Genomic DNA, 19,902 nt, shown 5'->3' on the forward strand with positions numbered 1-19,902 from the left:
AATCTGCTGCTAACAGGCTGTTGCCAGATGTTGACAGCGCCCACTTAAGGGTTAAAGTAGACGATGTCAACATCCCCGTCAGAAAATGTTGACACGCGCAACACGGACATAGGTGAAGCAGATGCGGTTAGCCGCCGGACAGCCAAACAATTCCAATTGGATGATCGAACGAGGTGTTAAAAAAACATCGCGGGCGGAACGGAAGGCGCGGCGTCCTCATGAAATACTGGAGGCCGCGTTCGAGGAGTTTGCGGCAAAAGGTTATGCGGCAACGCGAGTTGAAGATATCGCGACTCGACTGCGGATAACAAAGGGAACGGTCTACCTCTATTTCCCGACCAAGGACGTTCTTTTCCAGGAGATGTTTCGCCATGCGGCAACGTCATCCGCAGATCTGTCGACCGCCATCGGCTGCCTCCGGGGATCCTGCGCGGAGCGGATCCGCGACCTGCTGCTTATCGCTTATGAAAACACGGCCAACGACCGAAAGACGAGAGAACTCCTGCGCTTGTCCGTCGCCGAAGGAGCTCGTCTTCCCGAAATGGTCGATTGTCGTCATGAGCTGTTCATCGCACCGACGCTTGCAGCCCTCACGGCGTTGGTCAAAGAAGGCGTGAAATCGGGAGAGTTGAGACAAGATACAGCGGCCGACACGCCGGACGTGCTCGCGAGCTCGATTTTTCAGGTTGCCGCCTGGCGTCTGATGTCTGCGGATCGAGAGCCGATCGATGGCAAGGCGCTTATGGAGTCGCACATTGACCTCGTCATGCACGGACTCGTGCAGCCTTCGGGACGAATGGCCTGATTTGGCGAGGTACGTCAGAGCGGACGGAGCTGTGCAGTTTTCGATGCCGGCAAAGGCCGGATACGTCGTGCGACGTCCGGCCTCAACCTCTTCGCCATGCTGAGCTGAATCTAATTCCCGCCAGGCACGCGATTGTAATCCGACGGTGGGACTTCGCCTGTGACCAAGATGTTTCCCTGGATCTTATAGACGATCCGTAGATTGGCGGCTGCGGCCTGAAGCCAACCGACCGCATCTTCCGACGTCCATGCCGTGCCCTCCGGCGGCAGGCTCTCAAACAGGCCGGCAATCAGGGGATTCACGGACTGGGAGTTGCCATTGCGGCCGCCCTGGTTCGCCCCGCCCTCCGCGCCGTCAACGGGCGGGCCGGCGCGGCTCTGGTCGGAAGATCTCGCATATATTCCGCCAGAAGAGCCTGAAGATCTCGCGTGAGACGAACCCGAAGAGGCCCCGTGAGACGGACCAGACGACGCCGCGTTAGCAGAGCCCGCGCTGTCTTGGGACGAACTCGAGGACGCTGCGCCGGAGGAACCCGCAGAGGATCCAGACTGATCTCCATAGGAAGAATATGTCGTTCCGCCGGTGCTCGAGGCGGCTGCCGCGCCGGTGACGACGCCTGCCGCATACCCGCCCAGAACGTAGGCTCCGCGGCGATAATATCCACGCCCATAGTCTCCACCGCCATACTCTCCGTGACCATGGCCGCCGACGCCGTCTCCACGACCATAATATCCACGGCCAAAGTATCCGTTGCCGTTGCCCGAGACCTTGAGATCGCCGGAATTGTTAACGGTGAGGTTGCCGGAGTCCTTGGCGACGATATTGCCCCCGGAGTTCATGAAGGCGCGGCTCCCGTTGACGTTACCGCCCGAGTTCAGCGTGTTGCGGATCTTTCCGGACACGTTGCTCCCTCTGCGGCCGGGCCCCTCCGCCAATCGCCCCTTTGCGCCGCCGACACCTGGCATACGAGTACGTGGGTTTGCCGGAGGACGTTTCTGCGCGCTCACCGGCGGCCGACGGTGGCTCGCCATCGGCGGACGCGGGGTACGGCCTATCTGCGGACGTGGGGGCCCGCCCGGCCCGACCGACGGGAAATGGGGTGGCCCTCCGGACGGCAGGGGCGGTGGACCGCCGGGCGGCGGCCCAAACTGACCGAAGGCCGCGTCCGATGTGATGGCCGTGAAAGCGAGAAAGGCAAAGCAGGTGCGCTTCAGATAGTTCATCACTTGCCTCCTTTCGTTCCCGACGCGACGGCTGGTGTCAGGTCGATCTTTTTCACATCGGCGGGAGGTTCAAAGGTGAATTCGGAGTCGGACAGAGGGGGGTTGGTCTTCCAGCTGGTGAATTCGGCGACGAAGCTTGGTTGGCCCTGCAGCAAGGGGTAGGTGACGACCAGACGATGCGGCGTCGCCGCGGCATTCTTCTCGACCCACAATTCCAGATCGATGCCGGACTTCTGAGAGAAAAACAGATGCCGGCACTCGACGCCGTCGACGGTAGCCGTTCCCACCTGCCAGGCGGCCAACGCATCGCCCAACAGGACTTTGTCCGGAAAGTCTGCAAAAAGGGCGCCGAGCGGAAAATCGACGTCCAGCTTGGTTGCCACCTCGTTGAGCGCAGATGGTATGTCGCCCGAGGCCGGGATCGTTGCGTATTTCTTGCTGTCGGGAAAGAAGACCGAGGCCGACTTGCCGTCGTAGAACAGATCATGCCTGCCATCATCGCCGGTAAACTCGACGGCGATCCGGTCGGGACGGCGCACGGTGATTTTCATCGTATGGAAGATGTGAAGCGGTTGTCCCGACTGATCCAGGTAAATGCTGATCGTTCTCGCCGTGATCGTCAGATCCCTGGCAAGGAGCGTCTTTCCCATCTGCGAAACGGCGGTCGCGGCCTCGTCGCTGATCGCCCGTTTTACCGGCGGGCTCGGCTCATCCGCTCGGGCTATCGGCAGTGCGGCGAATCCCAAGCACATGCCGAGCGCAGTAGTCTGGACAGCGTTCCGCAGTATCGCAGGCACTCCATGCACGCATGCGCCGTCGACAGAGCGACTCGTGGCCACCGAAGGTCGCCGGGCCTTCGTGAAGGCCCGGCGCAAACCATTAAAGACTTCCATGTTCATTTCCTTTGATACTAGAGCATTTCCGTTTTCTTCGAATCATAAAAATGCTCTATCTCTTTGTTTTCACGCAATTCCGACGCAAAACCGCTGCACACTTTTGCTGGAATTGCTCTAAACGAGATAGCGCGAGCGCGCTGCGGCTCGTCGCGAGGTAGAGTTGGTCCGGGTTGCTGGAGCGTTTCTGTCGCACGGCGCCGCTAAGCGTGCCGTCCGTCTGTCCGCAATCGATCCTACTGCATGAACCAGCCGTGGCTCACGACCAGCGACTGACCCGTCACGGAATTGGACCTGGCCGCGGCGAAATAGAGAACAGCGTCGGCCACGTCATCGGTGCTGGTGAACTCGCCGTCGACCGTGTCCTTGAGCATCACCGTCTTGACCACCTGCTCCTCGCTGATGCCGAGCTCCCGCGCCTGCTCGGGGATCTGTTTGTCGACGAGCGGCGTGCGCACGAAGCCGGGGCAGACCACGTTGGCCGTGACGTTGTGTTCGGCCCCTTCCTTTGCCAGTACCTTGGCCAGTCCGATCAGTCCGTGCTTGGCCGTGACATAGGGGCCCTTCAGCTTCGAGGCTTCCTTGGAGTGCACGGAGCCCATGTAAATCACCCGGCCGTAATTGGCGGCATACATGTGCTTGAGGCAGGCGCGAGTGGTCAGAAAGGCGCCGTCGAGATGGATCGAAAGCAGCTTTCTCCAGTCCGCAAAGGGAAAGTCGACCAGCGGCTTGACGATCTGGATGCCGGCGTTGCTGACCAGCACGTCGATCTTGCCGAACTTGGCGATCACCTCGCCGACGGCCTTTTCCACCTGCTCTTCGTCGGCGACGTTCATCGCCACGGCGAAGGCATCGCCGCCCTTCTCCTTGATCTCGGCGGCCGTTGCCTTCGCGGCGTCGAGATTGAGGTCGGCGATCACGGGAATGCCGCCTTCGGCTGCGAAGCGAAGCGCGATTTCCTTGCCGATGCCGCTCGCGGCTCCGGTGACAATCGCTACTCTTCCATCAAATCGAGACATGGATAGTTCCTTTCAGTTGCGGGAGATCAGTCGTGTTGGAGGTAGTCGAATACGACCTCGCCGAGGCCGAGCGTCAGGTCGGCGACGTAATGGCTGGCCGAGGTGACTTCGCGCACGGGTAGACGCGCGACGTCGCACATTGCGTGTTCGAACAATTGCAGGGCTGCCGGCCCGGCCCATGCGCCCTTCAGGGTCACATCCTCGAGATAGTAGCGCACGAGTTCGCAAATCCGGGGCGAACCGTCGACGTGCGGGATGACCTTCAGCACGAAGGCGGGCTTCGCCATTGCCTTGGCCAGCGGCTCAAGCGGGAGCTCGCGATGCTTGTAGCCCATGGTCGCCCTCACGCAGAGAACCGAGCCGTAGTGGAGCGTCCCGACGAGCGTCTCCTGCTCGTGAGACAGCTTCGGCGTCGCCAGCTTCTTCGGAAAGCCCCAGATCTCGCGGCCGCCGGCGATCGGAGAGTTGTCGTCAAGATACATGGCATGCACGTAGCTGCCTTCCTGCACCTTGCCCGACGGCGTCGTGAAGCGCACCGGAATGACCTGCCCGGTTTCCGTATAGTCGCCAAAACCCGTGGAATCCGGCATGCGGATGAATTCATAGGCGACGGTGTCGCCGATCACTTCCAGCGGCTCCGGCACGACGGCGCGCAGGGTCTCCGGATCGGTCCGGTAGTTGATGACTACAAATTCGCGGTTGTAGAATTTGTATGGTGGCCTCGGATAGGCCGGATTGTTGAGCGGCATCGCGAAGGCGTTTTCGCGGACTGCGGCGATCTTCATAGTCGTGCTCTTCTCTTTGGGTGAAATCTCAATCGAAGTCGAAAATGGCGACGCCGTCCGGCGTGCCGGGCCGCTGCAGCACCTCGGGGTGGCGCAATGTTTGAAGGGCGTCGTTGTAGCCGGAGGCCCAGTGCTCCTCCATCGTCAGCCGGGAGAACTCGTAATCCTTGGAGCTCGCTTCGTATTTCTTGGCGCGATATATGAGCTGTACGATGTTGTAGACCTTCTCGTCGGCCTGATCGACGAGCAGCTTGATCTCCGGGTCGGCTTGCAGCAGCGCGTCCTGCGGGACGAGCTCCACGAGATGGCCGAGTGCGCGGCGCAGCCGCTGTTGCGTCTTGAAATGGTCGGTCGCCGCGCGCGTGCGGCTCGAGAAGCGGATATCCTTCTGCCGCAGTTCGATTCCGAGGAGGTCACGCGGGAACTCGCCACTCGCGCTCCAGAGATCGACTTGAAAAGCCAGCGTGTCCTGGCGCGGCGCGTTATCGAGGACCCATTGCAGCGGCGTGTTGGAGATGAGGCCGCCGTCCCAGTAACACTCGCCGTCGATCCTCGTGGCCGGGAAGCCAGGCGGCAGGGAGCCGCTCGCCATGATATGTTCGGGGCGGATAGTGTGGGTGGTGGTGTCGAAGTACTCGAAGTTGCCGGTGCGCACGTTAACGGCGCCGACGCTGAAACGCATGGTCCCTGTATTGATGCGGTCGAAGTCCACCAGCCGTTCCAGCGTCGCCTTCAGCGGTGCGACGTCATAGAAGCTTTCCGCCTCGATACTGCCGGCGGCGGAAAAGAAGGGTGGCACCGGACGGGGCGTGAAGAAGCCCGCGGCGCCGTCCATAAGGGTGGCGAAGGCATGTGCCTGATTGAGCAGGCCACGCGCGAAATCACCCTGGAACCCCATCGCCCCCAGCATCGCCGAAAACAGAGTGGGAAACCCGTGAGCCGGGGCGGTTACCGTCTCCCAGAAGCCCCGGAGCGCCTCCACTCGTCTTTCAGGCGGATTGCCCGCAATCAGGGCACTGTTGATGGCACCGATAGAGATGCCGGCGACCCAGTCAGGATGCAGACCGGCTTCGGCCAATGCTTGATAGACGCCGGCCTGATATGAACCGAGCGCCCCTCCGCCTTGCAGCAGCAGCGCGATACGCTCGAATGGCGGACGCTCCGCTATGCGGTGCCTGTTGTTTTTGACGGGATGTTGAGCGGCCATGCAGTTTACCTCGGTTGTTGATCCCACTGCCGTTCCAGATCGGCCGCAGCATATGTTGACATCGCCCACTTAGGTGTTAGAGTGGACAATGTCAACATATGCTCGGCAGAATGTTGACGCGAGCAACTTAACAATCTAAATGGATGGCATGACCCAAGACATTTCCCCGAAAGACCCGCGCCCGTACCACCATGGCGACCTGCATAGGGCGATCGTAGAAGCCGCCCTGGACGTCCTCAGCGAGTCTCAAAGCACGGAGTTTTCGCTTCGTGAGCTCGCACGTCGGGCGGGCGTCAGTCACAACGCCCCCTACAAACACTTCGCCGATAAGCGGGAATTGCTGGCAGCCGTCTCGGCGGTCGGATTTGAGCTCCTTGCGAAGCGGATGGCCGAAGCGACCAAGGAACTCGACAGTCCGCGCGAGCGGCTGGCAGCTATGGCGCGTGCATATGTCTCCGGCGGCGTCAACAATCCGGCGCTCTACAGATTGATGTTCGGCGGCTACCTTGGCAGTCAGGAGGATGGGCGTCCCGCGATCGAAAGAACCGCGGCAAATAACATGAAAGCCCTTGTGGTAGAGGCGATATGCGACGGCGCTCTCGGGCGCCTCATTCCAGACACCGCGGCAAACACACGTAAGATTGATGGGGCTATTCTAATATTCTGGTCGCATATGCATGGACTCACTTTGCTGCTGGTGGACCGCCTCGTCGGCCCCAGCGACAAGATGGAGGAGCTGACCGAGGGCGTCTTGCAAGGCATGCTCGACGGATTGGCAAATTGTATCCCTGAGATACCAGCCGGCGTCTGGGTCGGGCCTCCGGCTCCCGAGTAGAGCCTCCCAAGCTTCGCGCTGGCAAACCTTTGACTTTTTGACCAGCACGCTTGGGCATTGGGCTAACCGCCACCCGCCCTGTCATTTACGTGGTGCTCGCGCCGGCTCTTTCCGAGAGGAGAAATCTCATGGACGCATACATCTCTGCTCTGATGGGGCTCGCCGGCATCGCGATTGGCAGCCTGACCTCGTTTGCCTCCACCTGGATGACGCATCGATCACAGGTGAAGGAAAAACAACGCGAGGCCGAGATTGCCAAACGCGAAAAGCTGTTTTCCGATTTCATCACCGAAGCCACGCGGCTTTATGGTGACGCAATAAGCCACCAGAAGGACGACGTCTCCGACCTCGTGCTGCTTTATGCATTGGTCGCCCACATGCGTCTGATCGCATCCCGTCCGGTCGTGGATGGAGCCGAGCTGGCAATGGTAAGGATCGTCGAGACCTATTTGACGCCCAATCGCTCACTCTCTGAAATCCGCGATCTCGCGCGTTCCGGCGAGATGAACTTTCTCCTCGATTTTGGTGAGGCTTGCCGGGCAGAATTGGCGACAGGGAACCTGTCTATCGGACGATAGGATTTTGCGGAAATCACCAGCAAAGCTACCATCAGCCACGCCGGGGCGCCCAAACAGACGAGGCCACTGGGCAGACAAACCGGAATCACCGCCCAGGAAGGCGGCCGCTATAGGACGCTGCGATGAGATCCGCCTCGCCTTACGTGTCGGCTCGGAAACGAGATCATTCATTCATCGCATCAAGCGATTTCAATCGGCTCACCAGTTCATCCAAAACGGCATCGACCGTATTCGAAGCCGTATCGATGACGATTGCATCGTGCCATTCGTCATAGGTTCTTTCGGAAATCTCTTGCCATGTCGGCTTCACCAGACCTTCGACGTCGGTGAGGCGCGTTTCAGCGCGCTTGCGGTGTTCGGCTTTGTCCGAGCAAACGACCTCGACCTCGGCCGCCGTCACCCCGGCCGCTTGCGCGACTGAAAGCCATGCCGACCGGGTTATCCGAAGTGGGTTGACGGAGTCGGCGATAACGGTCCTGCCGAGGGTCAGATTGTCCCCGGCAATACCGTAAGCCACGATATAGCCTGCAGGCCCGGCATCATCGGCTATTCCGGAAGCGCGGATTGCTTGCTCGATGGTATCGACGCGCACATGGACCGCATTCAACCGGTCAGCCAAAGCGCGGGCAATCGTCGTCTTTCCACTGCCAGGCAGACCGCCAAAGATGATGAGCATTGTGACCTCGTCGTTTTTGGAGAGGTTCCACGAGAACGTCAGAGCAGCTCGCGGTCAGCGCAATACTTCACCATTGAGGCCTGGTTCGCAATTCCTTTGTCAGCACAGGGTTTTCATGACCGGCCTCAATGACAGCCCATCCGAGCGCTTCGTAAAACCCCACGGCGTCTCGCGCCGCATTCACAAGCAATCCGTTGGCGAAACTGTCATATCAAGACGCTATAAGGATTTTCGTTCGGCGCCTCTTGCGTCAGCACTGTTTCACCGTCAAAATTGCGACATGCCTGACAGCGACCCATCCAGTACAAGCTCCGCCCATTCCAACCGGGATCTCCCGGCCGAGGAAGCAGGCGACCATTGTAGACGGTGCGATGACCTCCGCCTCGCCTCAGGCATATCAAGCCTCCCGCAGAGAGGACCGCTTCCCAGACCATTGTCAATGACCGGTGGCCGCGCGGGCCTACCCGATTTTACCGATGCCTCTGACTTTCACTTCAGACGAGCGGTCTGATGGAAGCTGCACTGATGTCAACACGATGATAGAAAGACGATAGGCGATGCGTCTATAGTAGCGTCCCTTCGAATGCCTCGTCGCTTCGCCTGACGAATGCGGCATTATAACCTCAACGAATAGGGTCCCTGTGTTTCTGGAAATTGGAATTGTGGCGTTTCTCACCATCCTGAATGGTGTGCTTGCCATGTCGGAGCTGGCCGTTGTGTCCTCGCGAACAGCCCGCCTAAAAGTTCTCTCCGACAACGGGAGCAAGGGTGCCGCTCAAGCGATCAAGCTTGCCGAAAACCCCGGTCGTTTTCTCTCCACGGTGCAGATCGGCATCACGCTGGTCGGCGTTCTATCCGGCGCTTTCTCGGGGGCCACGCTCGGCGCTCGCCTGAGCGGATGGCTGGAGGCACAAGGGATGTCATCGACGGCCGCTGATGCCATTGGCGTCGGTTCAGTCGTTGTGGCAATCACATATCTTTCGCTGATCATCGGCGAACTTGTTCCCAAGCAGATCGCATTGCGAGAACCCGAAGCGGTTGCGGCCAAGGTCGCACCCGCCATGGCAGTCCTGTCAAAAATCGCGCTGCCACTCGTTTGGCTTCTGAACGCCTCCGGAAATCTTGTGCTGAAGCTCTTGGGCCAGGCAGGAAAAGGTGGCGACAATGTCTCCGATGCAGAGATCAAAACTGTTCTGGCCGAGGCGCAGTCGGCTGGCGTTATCGAAAGCGAAGAATCGGCGATGATCTCAGGCGTCATGCGGCTGGCGGACCGCACCGCCCGAGCGCTTATGACGCCCCGACGGGACGTGGAAATCATTGATATTGACGACAGCCTCGATGAAATTCGGACCCAGTTGCACAGGACAAAGCGGTCGCGGTTGCCCGTTCGAAAAGGCAGTTCGGACGAGGTGATCGGCATTCTTCCGGTCAAAGACTTCTACGACTCGATGTCCGAACACGGCAGTGTCGACATCAAGGCTCTGACGCAAGATGTCCCGGTGGTTTCAGACCTTTCAACTGCCATCAATGTCATTGAAGCCATCCGGAAATCGCCCGTTCACATGGTGCTGGTTTTCGACGAGTACGGCCACTTCGAGGGGATTGTTTCGTCAGGTGACATTCTGGAAGCAATCATGGGGGCTCTGCAGGAGGGACCTGTCGATGAACAGGCCATCGCTCGTCGAGACGACGGCTCTTATCTCGTGTCGGGCTGGACGCCGATTGACGAATTCGCTGAATTCTTAAACCTCAGGCTCGATGACGATCTGGAATATCAGACTGTCGCCGGCCTGGTTTTGGAAGAGCTGAAACATCTGCCCGAATTGGGCGAGAGCTTCACGAGAGGTGGATGGCGCTTCGAGGTCATCGATCTCGACGGGAGGCGCGTCGACAAAATACTTGTGTCTGAAGATCGAGGGTGACGGCTTGGCCCGTGCCGTCAAGATCGACGGCAGCAACACCGACACCATCCGCATGGAAGACGTGGTCCGACACCAGGAGGTACCGCCATGGCATGGTCCGCCAGCCAATATGTGAAATTCGAGGACGAACGCACGCGACCGGCGCGCGATCTTCTGGCACAGGTGCCGTTGCAGAGTCTTCTTCGCGCCATCGACCTCGGCTGCGGGCCGGGCAATTCCACCGAACTCATCATCGAGCGTTATGGGGCTGCCGGCGTCTCCGGCCTCGACAGCGACATCAACATGCTGGAGGCGGCGCGCAAAAGGCTGCCGGGCACAGCCTTCGTCGAGGCTGATCTCGGCATCTGGCAGCCGACTGAGCCCGCGGATCTGCTGTTTGCCAATGCCGTCTTCCAATGGCTGCCCGATCATCTCGATATCTTCGACCGGCTGATGGACGGGCTTTCCGAAGGCGGCGTCCTGGCCGTGCAGATGCCCGACAATCTCGGCGAACCCTCGCATCTGACGATGGAGGAGACCGCCTATGCCGGCCCGTGGAAATCCGCCTTCGAGGCGAAGAGCGTGCGCCGCAAGCCGCTGCCGCCGCCGTCCACCTATTACAGCCGGCTGATCGCCAAAGCCGCGCGCGTCGATATCTGGCACAGCGTCTACAATCACCCGATGGCGGATGCTGCGGCGATCGTCGAATGGGTGAAGGGAACCGGGCTGATGCCCTATCTCGCCCATGCCGGCGAAGAGCATCGTGCGGCATTTTTGGCGGATTATCTGGAGCGGTTGGAAAAGGCTTATCCCAGGATGTCGGACGGGCGGGTGCTGCTGCGGTTTCCGAGGATGTTCATGGTGGCGGTGAAGGGGTAAAGGCGGCCGCTGCCGGCATGTCCGGTTCGCGCCGATGGTAGCCCTCACCCTAAAACCTGCCGTGTGGCTTGCCCCTCACCCTAACCCTCTCCCCGTAAACGGGGCGAGGGGACGTGCCATGCGAGAGGCTGGCGGGGAACGGAGAGGTCGCGGCATATCCCCTTCGCCCCGCCTGCGGGGAGAAGGTGCCGGCAGGCGGATGAGGGGCGGCCGCAAGCGCCAGAGGACGTCAAATGCCTGTTACCCCTCGCCGCCTATGTTGCGGCGAGACCGGCACGCATTATAGTCGGCCGGAAAATCCAAGGAGATGACACATGGACGCTGCCCCTACCCCGCCGGTCACCCTCGTCATCTTCGGCGCCACGGGAGACCTGACGCGCCGCCTGCTGGTGCCGGCGATCATCAATCTGACGCGCAGCCGCCTCGTCGGCGACGATCTCCACATTCTCGGCATCGGCATAGAGCCGGGTGACGACGAGTTCCTGCGCGGGCGGCTCGACCAATTCCTCAACCATCTGAGCGGCGAAGAGCCGACAGTGAAGGACGAGGCCTGGGAAAGCCTGCGCCGGCGCATTTCCTATACGTCCGGGGATTTCACCAAGGACGATATTTTCGTCGAGATCGGCAAGCGGCTGGGGCCGCATGCCAATGCCGCCTTCTATCTCGCGGTGCCGCCATCCTTTTTCGGCACGATCGTCGAGAAGCTCGCCGTCCATGGCCTGACCGATGAAAGCAACGGCACCTTCCGCCGCGTCGCCATCGAAAAGCCGTTCGGCACCGATCTCGCCTCGGCGCAGGCGCTCAATGCACAGATCCTCGCGCAGATCGGGGAAGGCCAAGTCTACCGCCTCGACCATTTCCTCGGCAAGGAGACGGTGCAGAACCTGATGACGGCGCGTTTCGCCAATATGATGATCGAGTCCTTGTGGAACAGCCGCTACATCGACCATGTGCAGATCACCGCCGCCGAAATCGTCGATGTCGGCAGCCGCGGCAAATTCTACGATGCAACCGGCGCATTGCGCGACATGGTGCCGAACCATCTCTTCCAACTGCTGGCGATGATCGCCATGGAACCGCCAAACAGCTTCGATGCCGAAGCGATCCGCAACGAGAAGAGCAAGGTGCTAAAGGCGCTGCGTATATATACGCCGGAAGAGGCCAAGACGCATGGCGTGCGCGGCGCCTATGGCGCAGGCCCGCTCAATGGTGCTGAGCTTGCGGCCTATCGCGATACCAAGGACGTCTCACCCGACAGCAGGACCGAGACCTTCGTGGCGCTGAAGCTCTATGCCGATACCTGGCGCTGGGCCGGTGTGCCCTTCTATCTCAGGACGGGCAAGGCACTGACGGCGCGTGACACCGAGATCGTCATCACCTTCCAGCCGGTTCCCTTCGCGCAGTTTCGCGAGACCGACGTCAAGCGCCGCCTGCCGCCGAACCGGCTGGTAATCCAGGTGCAACCGGACGAGGGCTTGAGCATGGAAATCTCGATCAAATCGCCGGGGCTTTCCGTCGATACCGTGCCGGTCTCGCTCGATTTCCGCTATGCCGACAAATTCGACATTGCCAAGACGACCGGCTATGAATCACTGCTCTACGATCTCTTCATCGGCGACCAGACCCTGTTCCAGCGCGCCGACGGCATCGAGGCCGGATGGGCGGCGGTGCAGCCCTTCCTCGATATCTGGGCTACAGATCAGAGCGTGCCTGACGCTTACGCGCCGGGCAGCATGGGACCGGCCTCAGCCGATGAACTGATCCAGCGCGACAGACGGCAGTGGCACGAACTCGGCGTCGTGCTGCACAGAAACGACAAATAGCCGGTCCTGCTTTCTGATCTGGGCTATCCCGTCAGCGGCAGGCGTCGCTTAGCGTACCGTCGCGCTCTGCCGCGCGATACTGACGCGTTCCGGGCCGCGGGCAAGTGGTCCGATCGGACGGAATGACGACGGTGATATCACCGGTTTCGATTGAATCGAGCGGAATCATGAGTCCGCCGCTGGATTCCGCCCCCGGCACCGTGCCGGGTGGCATGCCGCCGAAGCGGCCGCTAGAGTCCATATCAGCAAGCGCCTGGGAGAAAGCCGGAGCGGCGAAGCCGAGGAGAATGATCGAGGCTGCTGCAAGAAACATACGCATGATGCTATTCCCTATGGTTTCAGCGATGCGACAGAAACAGCAGGACGACCTCATTGTTCCCCCGGTAGCGGGGGCGGACGATCAAAGTTTGGCGATCGAAATATGGCGCCTCAGAGCGATCGATATCAGGTTCAATCGCGCCAGCGCGACAGCAGCCTGTCGAGACCTGCCGGATAGAGATCGATGCCGGCGTCCCGCAGCCTGTCACGGCCGAACCAGCGTGCCGTCGCCGCCGTCTCGTCGAGTTCGGAATAGCGGATTTCATCGCGCTCATAGAGCGATGCATCGGCCAGTTCGATGTCGGCGGCGAAGATGAATTCGTGACCGATTGCGCCTTGATGCTGGTAGATGTTTTCAAGCAGATGCCAGGGACCGACGATGCGGATATCGGTCTCGAGTTCTTCCCTGAATTCGCGCTGCAGGGCCTCTTCGCGGCTTTCGCCGAATTCGATGGCACCGCCGAGCGGGCGAACGCCCTTGATACGACCGCTGTCATCCTCCACTTCGGCGGCAAGCAACTGGTCTTTCCGCCAGGCGAGGCCGATCACCTTCACCCTGATCTGCTGCGACGGGCGCCAGACGGTCACGAGCTCTCCTTCCATAGGGACAGCGCTTGCTTTTCACCACGGTGTGGCGAGAACAGTGAGCCCCGCGACAAAGCGAGGCTCCTGCCGATCCCTCGTCTCAGACGAACTGGCTGAGGCCTGGGACGGAAGCGACGACCTCGTCGACCACCTCTTCGCCGGCATATTGCTTGGCGATCGCGATGGTCTCCTTGGCAAGCGAGGTGATCTCGCCCATGCCGAGGCCTTCGCCCATCAGCTGCTGGCCGAGCCCCATGATGCCGCCGCCGCCGAGCGAGCTCATCAGCCCGCCGAGCAGACCGCCGCCGCCGGCACCGGCGCCGTTGAACTGGGCGACGAGATCGGCGCCGCCGGGGATCGCTTCGATCATCTTGGCGACCGGGCCATCGGCGGCCTCGCGCTGCAGAAAGCCGAGCATCATGCCGAGCGCCTTTTCGGCCAGATCAGGCGCAATACCCACGCGATCGGCGATCTGGGTCACAATTTCATTCATCGTCAGCCTCCTGTTTTTGACGTTAACGTCAACGTTAATCGAGATTCGACCGCAACTCAAGCCGGCCCCTCCCCGGGCCGCACTTTGTCCGGTTTTGCTTTCAATGCAAACAGTTGTCCGCATGCGCATGCCTGCTTATAACAGGGAAACGATGGTTCGATGAAGGCGGCAGAAGCACGCCTTCTCATACAAATGGCGGCAGAGCCCCAAGGGAGCATTCCGAATGATCGAGGAAGGCAAGATTTTCATCGGCGCGAGCCGCAATCCCGATGACAGCATCAACAAGCCGGAATATCTCGACCTGAAATTCGGCAATCGCCACGGCCTCGTCACCGGCGCCACCGGCACCGGCAAGACGGTGACGCTGCAGGTGCTAGCCGAAGGCTTCTCGCGGGCCGGCGTTCCGGTGTTTGCGGCTGATATCAAGGGCGACCTTTCCGGCATCGCCGCCAAGGGCGAGCCCAAGGATTTCCTGACGAAGCGTGCCGAGCAGATCGGCTTCACCGACTACGAATTCGACCAGTTTCCGGTGATCTTCTGGGATCTGTTCGGCGAGAAGGGCCACCGGGTGCGCACTACCATCGCCGAGATGGGACCGCTGCTGCTCGCCCGCCTGATGGATGCCTCCGAACCGCAGGAAGGCGTCATCAACATCGCCTTCAAGATCGCCGACCAGGGCGGGCTGCCGTTGCTCGACCTCAAGGATTTCAGCTCGCTGCTGAACTATATGGGCGAGAACGCCAGCCAACTTTCCAACCAATACGGGCTGATCTCCAAGGCCTCGGTCGGCTCGATCCAGCGGGCGCTGCTCGTCCTCGAACAGCAGGGTGCGGAGCATTTCTTCGGCGAACCGGCGCTGAAGATCACCGACATCATGCGCACCAGCCATAATGGCTACGGCCAGATCTCGGTGCTGGCCGCCGACAAGCTGATGATGAACCCGCGGCTTTACGCCACTTTCCTGCTCTGGCTGCTCTCGGAACTCTTCGAGGAACTGCCCGAGGTGGGCGATCCCGAAAAGCCGAAACTCGTCTTCTTCTTCGACGAGGCGCATCTGCTCTTCAACGACGCGCCCAAGGTGCTGACCGAACGTGTCGAGCAGGTGGTGCGGCTGATCCGTTCCAAGGGCGTCGGCGTCTATTTCGTGACGCAAAACCCGCTCGACGTGCCGGAAACGGTGCTCGCCCAGCTCGGCAACCGGGCGCAGCATGCGCTTCGCGCCTATTCGCCACGCGAACAGAAGGCGGTAAGGACCGCCGCCGATACCTTCCGTGCGAATCCAGCTTTCGATTGCGCCACCGTCATCACCAATCTCGGCACTGGCGAGGCACTGGTCTCGACGCTCGAGGCCAAGGGCGCGCCTTCGATCGTTGAGCGCACGCTGATCCGCCCGCCATCCGGCCGCGTCGGCCCGGTGACGGATGACGAGCGTCGGCAGATCATGGACAGGAGCCCGGTTCTCGGCGTCTATGACGAGGATGTCGACCGCGAATCCGCCTTCGAACTGCTCGCGGCGCGGGCAAAGAAGGCGGCCGATGCCGAGGCCGCCAAGCGAGCGCAGGAAGAAGCGGCAGAGCAACAACCGGGCACCACCTCCGGCTGGACCCTGCCCGGCTTCGGCGGCAGCAATGACGACAGCCAGCAAGGCCGCGGCCAGTCGCGCGGCAGGACTTCCGGCTACCAGCGCGAAACGGTGGTCGAAGCGGCGATGAAGAGCGTGGCGCGCACGGTGGCGACACAAGTCGGCCGGGCGCTGGTGCGCGGGATATTGGGGAGTTTGAAGCGGTAGGGCCACCAACCTCTCGCAGGGCACGTCCCCTCTCCCCGTTTTTACGGGGTCCGCAGGACGGGTCGAGACCAGTGGCTCGACCCCGGCAAGGTTAGGGTGAGGGGCAATCTCAGGATGAAGCCCGCCGAGAAAAACGGGGCGGAAAGTCGGCTCTTTTGCTTGAACCTTCAGCCTTTACTCCCTAAATTCCCCGCCATCGACCATTTCAACAGGATGTGTGCCGCAATGGATTTCAACCCGATCGCAACGCCAGTTCGCCTTGCCAACGGGGAAATCCATATCCATGCCTGCATCCATCACTCTCTCTCAACTTTCGTGGTCCACGCCTGACGGGCGGCCGCTTTTTTCCAATCTCGAGCTGAGTTTCGGGGCTGAGCGGACCGGTCTTGTCGGGCGCAACGGCGTCGGCAAGACGACGCTGCTGAAGCTCGTCTCCGGGGATATTCAGCCGCACTCGGGGACGATATCCCACAGCGGCAGTCTCGGCGTGTTGCGCCAGAGCGTTCAGGTGGCGTCTGACGAAACGGTCGCCGATCTCTTCGGCGTCACCGATGCGCTGGCTGTTCTTCGCCGCGCCGAAGTTGGCGGGGCAACGGCCGACGAGCTTGCATCGGCGGACTGGATGCTGGAGGCGCGCATTGCCGCAGCGCTCACTCGGACCGGGCTCGACGCGCCGCCGGAGACGCCGCTTGCGGTACTCTCGGGCGGGCAGCGCACCCGTGCCCGGCTTGCGGCGCTTGTTTTCACCGAGCCGGATTTTCTGCTGCTCGATGAACCGACCAACAATCTCGATCGAGAAGGCCGCGAGGCGGTGATCGCGCTGATGTCAGGCTGGCGGGCCGGCGCCATCATCGTCAGCCATGACCGGGAACTGCTCGAAAGCGTCGATGCGATCGTCGAACTGACGTCGCTCGGTGCCACCCGCTACGGCGGCAACTGGAGCCATTATCGCGAGCGCAAGGCGCTTGAGCTTGCGGCGGCACAGCGTGATCTTACTGAAGCCGAAAAACGCATGGCGGAGGTGGCAAGGAAAGCGCAGGCGACGGTGGAACGTCAGGCGCAACGGGACAGCGCCGGCCGGAAGACGGCCGCCAAGGGCGGCATTCCGCGCATCATGCTCGGCGGCATGAAGGAGCGGAGCGAAACCACGGGCGGCGACAATGCCCGGCTTGCCGAACGCCGGCGCGCCCAGGCGCTGGAAGAGGCAAAGGCGGCGCGCGAGAAGATCGAAATCCTGCAGCCCTTGTCGGTCACCCTGCCCCCGACCGGACTGCCCACCGGCAAGATCGTGCTGAAGATGGATGGCGTGACATCGGGCTACCAGCCTGATGATCCCGTCATCCGCGATCTCTCCTTCGATGTGACGGGACCGGAACGGGTCGCCATCACCGGCCGCAACGGCTCGGGCAAGACGACCTTGCTGGCGCTCATTACCGGCGAGTTGAAACCCTGGGCCGGCACGGTCGGCGTCATGACCGCTTTCGCGATGCTCGATCAGAAAGTCAGTCTTCTCGATCCGTCGGCCTCGATCCGCGACAATTTCCGCCGGATCAATCCGCTTGCCGATGAAAATACCTGCCGGGCGGCGCTGGCCCGCTTCATGTTCAGGGCCGATGCCGCGTTGCAGACCGTATCGACGCTGAGCGGCGGGCAATTGCTGCGGGCGGGCCTTGCCTGCGTTCTCGGCTCGGCACCGCCGCCGCTGTTGATCCTTGACGAACCGACCAACCATCTCGACATCGACTCGATATCAGCGGTCGAGGCCGGGCTACGCGCTTATGATGGGGCGCTCATCGTCGTCAGCCACGACGAGACCTTCCTTGAGAGCATCGGGATAACGCGGCGGCTGGAGCTGGCTGGTGGTGGGCTGAGTGGATAAATCGGGACTTGGGCGATATCGCTGCTGCCAGCGCCACCGCGGCTATTTCGCAAGAACGACTTCGGCCCAGGCTGCGACAAGGCCGATGTCCAGATCGCTGCCGAGGTGATCCTCACCCCTTGCGACCGTACCGAACACAGTGTCGAGCGGAGACCACATGGCACTCTGCGGCTATGATCTTGCCACATCTTCCTCCTGACGGATATTAAATCAATTGATCCTATATCCGACCATTTTGATGATGTGGCAATGGTCGGCATGGAGGCTTGGTCATCGTATGATCGCCTGCGAGCTCGCATATCGGCCGGCTATCGGCTTGCATCCGGCTCTCTTGCCTCTTTTTGCGGGCAATGTTATTTGGATCACGCAACTTTTTTGAGAAAGGAGGATCACGCAATGCAATATTGTTTTCAGTTTCGCCAGCGTGGTCCCGTCAACGCCCTGCAAATGCGTTTGCAGGGCTGACCAGAGACCGTTTCTCGACATCTCTTCCTGGTCTGCCCTTCGTGGCCAATGCAGCGCCGTAAATTATAGCGCGCGCATTTTTCTCAATTCCCGGATCCGATACGCGCAATCCCGTGATGGCTGAATGCCCTTGGATCGCACTCGATACCCGGTCAAGACCAGAGAACGATCATGACACTCATCAATATCCGCAATCTCGGCGTGACGCTGGGCAATCCCTTGTTTTCCAAGCTTAATCTCGTCGTCAATGCCGGCGACCGCATCGGCCTCGTCGCCGCCAACGGGCGGGGGAAATCGACGCTGCTTGCCTGCATCACCGGCGCGCTGGAGCCGAGCGACGGTGAGATCACCAAGGCGCGCGGGCTGACCGTCGGCCATGTTGCGCAGAATGTGCCACCTGCCCTTTTCGACACGCCGTTCTACGATGCGGTGTTGCAGGCCCTGCCGGCCGATCAGGCCGAAAGCGAAAGCTGGCGGGTCGACGTGGTGCTGGAATCGCTCGACGTGCCGGAGGCCATGCGCGGCCGGCCAATGAAGCAGTTGAGCGGCGGATGGCAGCGGCTTGCCATGCTTGCCCGCACCTGGGTGAGCGAACCCGACGTGCTTCTGCTCGACGAGCCGACCAACCATCTCGACCTTGAAAAGATCGCGCAGCTGGAAGGCTGGCTGAACGCGCTGCCGCGCGACGTGCCGGTGATCCTCTCCAGCCACGATCGCGCCTTCCTCGATGCGACGACCAACCGGACGCTGTTCCTGCGGCCGGAGCAATCATCGGTCTTCGCCCTGCCCTATACACGAGCGCGCGCCGCCCTCGACGAGGCCGATGCGTCAGAGGCCCGGCGCTACGAGCGCGACATGAAGGTCGCGGAGCAGCTGCGCAAGCAGGCGGCGAAGCTCAACAATATCGGCATCAATTCCGGCAGCGACCTGCTCGTCGTCAAGACGAAGCAGCTCAAGCAGCGGGCGGAGAAGCTGGAGGACGCCGCAAAACCGGCGCATCTCGAGCGCTCGGCCGGCGCCATCCGGCTCGCCAATCGCGGCACGCATGCCAAGGTTTTGGTGACGCTGGAGGATGCGGGGGTGACGACGCCGGATGGAACGCTGCTCTTCAAGACCGGCCGGCAATTCATCTGCCAGGGCGACCGCATCGTGCTGCTCGGCCTCAACGGCGCCGGCAAGTCACGGCTGGTGTCGATGCTGAAGCAGGCGATCGAAAGACCGGAGACGGCGCGCGACAGCATCAAGGCGACGCCTTCGCTGGTACTCGGCTATGGCGACCAGGCGCTTGCCGATCTTGCCGACACCGACACGCCGATCGGCACGATCATCCGCCGCTTCGATGTCGGCGACCAGCGGGCGCGGGGCTTGCTGGCAGGCGCCGGCATGACGATCGACATGCAGGCAAAACCGATCGGCCAGCTCTCCGGCGGCCAGAAGGCCAGGCTCGGCATGCTGGTGTTGAGGTTGACGGAGCCGAACTTTTACCTGCTCGACGAACCGACCAACCACCTCGACATCGACGGACAGGAGGCGCTGGAGAGCGAGCTGATGGCGCACGAAGCGAGCTGCCTGCTGGTCTCGCATGACCGCAGTTTCGTGCGGGCGGTGGGAAACCGGTTCTGGCTGATCGAGAGGAAGCGGCTGGTGGAGGTGGAGAGCCCGGAAGGGTTCTTTGCTTCGGTTGGGGGATGATGGATGGTGGGATCCGGAGCATAATTGTTGTTAACGGTGTGCCGTGCAGCCCCCTCA

18 protein-coding genes are annotated in these 19,902 nt (G+C 61.3%); 9 read left to right on the top strand and 9 right to left on the bottom strand.

From position 1 onward, the window contains the following. The first annotated feature begins 121 nt into the window (after nt 1-121). Nucleotides 122-805 carry a TetR/AcrR family transcriptional regulator gene (locus OIU37_RS12715; RefSeq protein WP_244956093.1) on the top strand — a complete coding sequence of 228 codons (684 nt, stop codon included), beginning with the start codon at nt 122-124 and terminating at the stop codon, nt 803-805. A 110-nt stretch (nt 806-915) separates the two neighbouring features. Here OIU37_RS12715 and OIU37_RS12720 read toward each other — a convergent pair whose 3' ends face one another. The 5 genes from OIU37_RS12720 to OIU37_RS12740 all read right to left on the bottom strand — a co-directional run bounded on the left by OIU37_RS12720 (nt 916) and on the right by OIU37_RS12740 (nt 5,932). Continuing rightward, on the bottom strand, nt 916-1,707 hold the full coding sequence (locus OIU37_RS12720) for a hypothetical protein (RefSeq protein ID WP_264257622.1): 792 nt from the start codon (nt 1,705-1,707) through the stop codon (nt 916-918). A gap of 320 nt (nt 1,708-2,027) precedes the next feature. After that, nucleotides 2,028-2,921: a DUF2092 domain-containing protein gene (locus OIU37_RS12725; protein ID WP_264257623.1), complete on the bottom strand. Its 894-nt coding sequence runs from the start codon at nt 2,919-2,921 to the stop codon at nt 2,028-2,030. Nucleotides 2,922-3,157: 236 nt separating this feature from the next. Continuing rightward, nucleotides 3,158-3,940, bottom strand: coding sequence for a 3-hydroxybutyrate dehydrogenase (locus OIU37_RS12730; RefSeq protein WP_264257624.1), 783 nt, complete (start codon nt 3,938-3,940; stop codon nt 3,158-3,160). A 26-nt stretch (nt 3,941-3,966) separates the two neighbouring features. Then, nucleotides 3,967-4,725, bottom strand: coding sequence for an acetoacetate decarboxylase (locus tag OIU37_RS12735; protein WP_168315710.1), 759 nt, complete (start codon nt 4,723-4,725; stop codon nt 3,967-3,969). A gap of 28 nt (nt 4,726-4,753) precedes the next feature. Further along, the gene (locus OIU37_RS12740) at nt 4,754-5,932 is read right to left on the bottom strand and encodes a patatin-like phospholipase family protein (protein ID WP_264257625.1); all 1,179 of its coding nucleotides are present in this window, start codon (nt 5,930-5,932) and stop codon (nt 4,754-4,756) included. 148 nt (nt 5,933-6,080) lie between these two features. Here OIU37_RS12740 and OIU37_RS12745 point away from each other — a divergent pair, with 148 nt between their 5' ends. Both OIU37_RS12745 and OIU37_RS12750 read left to right on the top strand, forming a co-directional pair. Continuing rightward, complete coding sequence (locus OIU37_RS12745) at nt 6,081-6,767, top strand: TetR/AcrR family transcriptional regulator (RefSeq protein ID WP_264257626.1); 687 nt, start codon at nt 6,081-6,083, stop codon at nt 6,765-6,767. Between the two features lie 128 nt (nt 6,768-6,895). Further along, nucleotides 6,896-7,345 carry a hypothetical protein gene (locus OIU37_RS12750; protein WP_138328978.1) on the top strand — a complete coding sequence of 150 codons (450 nt, stop codon included), beginning with the start codon at nt 6,896-6,898 and terminating at the stop codon, nt 7,343-7,345. A 163-nt stretch (nt 7,346-7,508) separates the two neighbouring features. Here the strand turns inward: OIU37_RS12750 and OIU37_RS12755 are convergent, their stop codons facing one another. Further along, nucleotides 7,509-8,021: an AAA family ATPase gene (locus OIU37_RS12755; RefSeq protein WP_264257627.1), complete on the bottom strand. Its 513-nt coding sequence runs from the start codon at nt 8,019-8,021 to the stop codon at nt 7,509-7,511. Between the two features lie 641 nt (nt 8,022-8,662). Here OIU37_RS12755 and OIU37_RS12760 point away from each other — a divergent pair. The 3 genes from OIU37_RS12760 (at nt 8,663) to zwf (ending at nt 12,624) form a co-directional block, all read left to right on the top strand. After that, nucleotides 8,663-9,943: a hemolysin family protein gene (locus tag OIU37_RS12760; RefSeq protein ID WP_168312486.1), complete on the top strand. Its 1,281-nt coding sequence runs from the start codon at nt 8,663-8,665 to the stop codon at nt 9,941-9,943. An 87-nt stretch (nt 9,944-10,030) separates the two neighbouring features. Next, a complete protein-coding gene (gene tam / locus OIU37_RS12765) occupies nt 10,031-10,801 on the top strand; it encodes a trans-aconitate 2-methyltransferase (RefSeq protein ID WP_264257628.1) in 771 nt (256 codons plus the stop codon). 314 nt (nt 10,802-11,115) lie between these two features. After that, nucleotides 11,116-12,624: a glucose-6-phosphate dehydrogenase gene (gene zwf, locus OIU37_RS12770; protein ID WP_264257629.1), complete on the top strand. Its 1,509-nt coding sequence runs from the start codon at nt 11,116-11,118 to the stop codon at nt 12,622-12,624. A gap of 31 nt (nt 12,625-12,655) precedes the next feature. Here the strand turns inward: zwf and OIU37_RS12775 are convergent, their stop codons facing one another. From OIU37_RS12775 to OIU37_RS12785, 3 genes are all read right to left on the bottom strand, one after another. Continuing rightward, nucleotides 12,656-12,943 (bottom strand): hypothetical protein, encoded by a 288-nt coding sequence (locus tag OIU37_RS12775; protein WP_372353360.1) that lies wholly within the window; start codon nt 12,941-12,943, stop codon nt 12,656-12,658. 131 nt (nt 12,944-13,074) lie between these two features. After that, nucleotides 13,075-13,530, bottom strand: a complete 456-nt coding sequence (locus OIU37_RS12780) for an NUDIX hydrolase (protein ID WP_264257630.1) — start codon at nt 13,528-13,530, stop codon at nt 13,075-13,077. Between the two features lie 97 nt (nt 13,531-13,627). After that, the gene (locus OIU37_RS12785; protein ID WP_003546502.1) at nt 13,628-14,020 is read right to left on the bottom strand and encodes a hypothetical protein; all 393 of its coding nucleotides are present in this window, start codon (nt 14,018-14,020) and stop codon (nt 13,628-13,630) included. A 223-nt stretch (nt 14,021-14,243) separates the two neighbouring features. Here OIU37_RS12785 and OIU37_RS12790 point away from each other — a divergent pair, with 223 nt between their 5' ends. The 3 genes from OIU37_RS12790 (at nt 14,244) to OIU37_RS12800 (ending at nt 19,845) form a co-directional block, all read left to right on the top strand. Further along, a complete protein-coding gene (locus tag OIU37_RS12790; RefSeq protein WP_264257631.1) occupies nt 14,244-15,809 on the top strand; it encodes a helicase HerA-like C-terminal domain-containing protein in 1,566 nt (521 codons plus the stop codon). A 283-nt stretch (nt 15,810-16,092) separates the two neighbouring features. Further along, nucleotides 16,093-17,688 carry an ABC-F family ATP-binding cassette domain-containing protein gene (locus OIU37_RS12795; protein ID WP_264257632.1) on the top strand — a complete coding sequence of 532 codons (1,596 nt, stop codon included), beginning with the start codon at nt 16,093-16,095 and terminating at the stop codon, nt 17,686-17,688. 636 nt (nt 17,689-18,324) lie between these two features. After that, complete coding sequence (locus OIU37_RS12800) at nt 18,325-19,845, top strand: ABC-F family ATP-binding cassette domain-containing protein (protein ID WP_264257633.1); 1,521 nt, start codon at nt 18,325-18,327, stop codon at nt 19,843-19,845. Nucleotides 19,846-19,902: the final 57 nt, after the last annotated feature.

The organism is Rhizobium sp. BT-226, from assembly GCF_025847085.2.
GTDB classification, from domain to species: domain Bacteria; phylum Pseudomonadota; class Alphaproteobacteria; order Rhizobiales; family Rhizobiaceae; genus Rhizobium; species Rhizobium sophorae.